This is a genomic window from Saccharopolyspora sp. NPDC045941, from assembly GCF_056431445.1.
Window position 1 is genome coordinate 1 of sequence record NZ_JBWKKU010000036.1, and the last position, 1,767, is coordinate 1,767.

Genomic DNA, 1,767 nt, shown 5'->3' on the forward strand with positions numbered 1-1,767 from the left:
CAGAACCAGCCCAAACGCGTACAAGCCTTCTTCGGCAAGGACGAAGTCCGCTACGCCGCAGACTAGACACGCCACATTTGCACTACCAATCAATAAGTCAGGGCACCCACAGACCAGGAAGCCTCTGAGGTTCCGCCACCCGCACCGCCACCCAAAACGAGGCTGGAAAAACCTCATTGAAATTGCGGCGTGGAGCGCTCAGCCGAGGATGCGGCGGGCGTCGCGCTCCGGATCGACCAGCAGCGCCATCACGATCCCGCCGACGACCACGGCCAGCCCGAAGATCTGGAACGCCTGGGCGTACCCGGCGCCCGGCGTCGGCGCGGCGTCGACGAGCGCGCCGGTCAGCGCGGGGGCGAACAGCCCGGAAAGCGTCTGCAGCGCGAGGAAGAAGCCCAGCGCACCGGGCTGCTGCCGGGTCGGGCTGATCTGCGACACGACCGCGTTCATCACCGGCAGCGAGACGACCATGAACCCGTAGGCCACCACGACCACGGCCACCGCGGCCCACGCGCCGCCGACGTAGGGCAGCAGCGCCAGCAGGCCGCCGCCGATCAGCAGCGACACGGCGGGGATCAGGCCGCGCTGCACGCGGGAGCTCGCGCCCCGCGAGATCATCCGGTCGGTGAGCCAGCCGGCCCCGATCATGCCGATCATGCCCGTGATGCTGGGAAGGCCGAACATGCTCCCCGCCTCCACCCGGCTGAACCCGAGCCCGGTCTCGAAGTACGACGGCAGCCAGGTGAGGATCACCGACACCATCCCGTATACGGTGAAGGTGCCGATCACGCCGCCGATGAAGCTGCGGCTGAGCGCGATGTGCCGGAACGGCACGCGGAGACCGGTGTCGTCGCTCTGGGCGGCGCCCTTGCCGCGCGGCGTCGCGTACGGGCCCTCGCGGCCGATCAGCAGCCAGGCGACGCACCAGACCACGCCGATCAGCGCCAGCGCCAGGAAGGCCGCGCGCCAGCCCCAGGCGACCACGATCAGCGTGAGCAGCGGGGCGACCGCGATCTTGGCAATGGAGGCGCCGGAGTTCAGCCACGCGGCCGGCAGGCTGCGCTTCTCCTTGGGGAACCACTCGAACGCTCCGGCGCTGGCCATCGCGGTGGCCGGGCCTTCGGCGGCGCCGAGCGCGATGCGGCTGATCAGCAGCGCCGCGCCGGTCGCCGACAGCAGCACCGGCACCTGGGTCACCGACCACAGCACGGCCAGCCCGAGCAGCACCCACTTGGTCTTGACCTTGTTGGCCAGGAAGCCGACCGCGACGCCGCTGATGCTGTAGAGGAAGAAGAAGGCGCTGCCGATGAAGCCGATCTCGGCGCTGGTGAGGCCGAGCTCCGTCTTCAGGGGCTGGGCCACGATGCCCAGCACCGCCTTGTCCGCCCAGTTCACGATCATGAACAGGACGAGCATCGCGGTGATGGTCCAGGCCATCGCCGGCCGGAAGGCCGGGCCGGCGGCGGGTGCGGCAGTCCTGCCGTCGGCGGGGCTGCGCTGCAGGTTGCCAGCGGTCATGCGGGACCGTCCCTTCGTTGGAATGCCCGGTTCGGCGCGTTGAGCCCGCCGGCACGGCCATTCAACGAGAGCCCCATCACACGGTCAAAGATGCTTGCCTGAACGCATCGTTAGGCCAGCGCTATCGGTCGTGGGGGGTTTGGGGGGGGGGGGGGGGGGGAAAAGGGGGGGAAGGGGGGGGGGGGGGGGGGGGGGGCCGGGGGGGGGGGGGGTGGTGGGGGGGGGAGAGGGGAGGGGGGAGGGGGGGAA

1 protein-coding gene is annotated in these 1,767 nt (G+C 70.5%); it reads right to left on the reverse strand.

What is annotated here, in order from left to right; all coding sequences use genetic code 11:
- Positions 1–198 precede the first annotated feature (198 nt).
- A complete protein-coding gene (locus AC07FN_RS26560) occupies positions 199–1,518 on the reverse strand; it encodes an MFS transporter (protein WP_478398085.1) in 1,320 nt (439 codons plus the stop codon).
- Between the last annotated feature and the right edge of the window lie 249 nt (positions 1,519–1,767).

What these genes read in the sequence shown, in the direction of transcription:
- AC07FN_RS26560 (WP_478398085.1), bottom strand. Translation starts at nt 1,518, where the DNA reads ATGACCGCTGGCAACCTGCAGCGCAGCCCCGCCGACGGCAGGACTGCC.